Source organism: Streptomyces sp. NRRL WC-3742 (genome assembly GCF_000720635.1).
GTDB lineage: Bacteria > Actinomycetota > Actinomycetes > Streptomycetales > Streptomycetaceae > Kitasatospora.
Map to the genome: position 1 here is coordinate 1 of NZ_JOCF01000164.1, position 1150 is coordinate 1150.

Here is a 1150-nt window from a genome sequence, read left to right on the forward strand (position 1 = left end):
ACCCGGGCCCGGCCACCCCCGGCCGCCCCGGGCCCGGCCACCACGAACCCACGAACGCGCAGGCCCACACGACACCCCCACCCGCCCGCACGGGCGCCGGGGCCCGCACGGAGCCCAAACCGTCCTTTCGACCACACACCGCCGTCCCCCGCAGCGGCCTCGACCACCTCCGGCCCTTCCCCGCCGCCCGCGCACACGAACGCCCCCGCCCCGGCCCAGACCGGCAGGCCCACGCACTCACCGCCCGGCCGATGACCACAAAGCCGCCGGTGACCGCCGACGGCCCACGGCGACCCAGGCGAGCGCGCGCGAAGCCCCCGTGCCGATCAGCGACCTGCGGCAGGATCGAACCATGCCGACCACACCAGACACGATCGAGCTCAGCGAACACGAACTGCGTGCGATCACCGGCTACGCGGCCGAATGCGCCCGCAGGGCACTGCCGATCTTCGAACGGGACCTTCCCACCGACACCCGCCCCCGCGACGCCATCGAAGCAGCACACACCTTCGCCACAGGCGGCCGGCGCACCGCCGCCCTGCGCCGAAGCGCATGGGCCGCGCTCAAAGCCGCACAGGAAGCCACCTCACCCGCCGCGGCCGACGCGGCACGAGCGGCAAGCCACGCGGCCGCCGCCGCCTACCTCCACCCCCTGGCCAGCGCCCACCAGGTGAAACACCTCCTCGGCGCCGCAGCACACGCGGCACGGGCGCAAGAACTGGCATCCGGGGAAGACCCCCGCGCCGACACGGGCACCCTCACCTGGGCACACCACCACGCCCCACCGGCGGTCACCGCCGTGCTCACCCGCCTGCCCCCCGCACCCCCTCAGGCACACGCACAGGAAAGCTCATCCGCGACCTCGACACCGCACTACGCACCCGAGAACCAGACACCGAAGACCCACGGAAAACACCCACCGACGAAACCCGCCGACCGCCAATACCCCACCCGCCAACCACCGGGCCGCCGACAACCCTCCCGCCGACAACCGGGCCGACCCCCGCGTGACGGCGAGCACACCACACCCCCGCCCCCAAAAACACACCCTCGGGCGGGGGCGTTCTAACGACTCCCGGAACCAGCGCGAACACCGCGCCCACCGCAGCGGACACAGCCCCGCCCCACCCTCCCGAGGCCACACGACGAC

At 74.1% G+C, this 1150-nt stretch carries 1 protein-coding gene; it reads left to right on the forward strand.

What is annotated here, in order from left to right; translation table 11 throughout:
* Window positions 1-319 precede the first annotated feature (319 nt).
* Entirely contained in the window at window positions 320-1069 is a 750-nt protein-coding gene (locus tag IH61_RS45430) for a putative immunity protein (RefSeq protein WP_324607653.1), read from the forward strand.
* The last annotated feature ends 81 nt before the right edge of the window (window positions 1070-1150 follow it).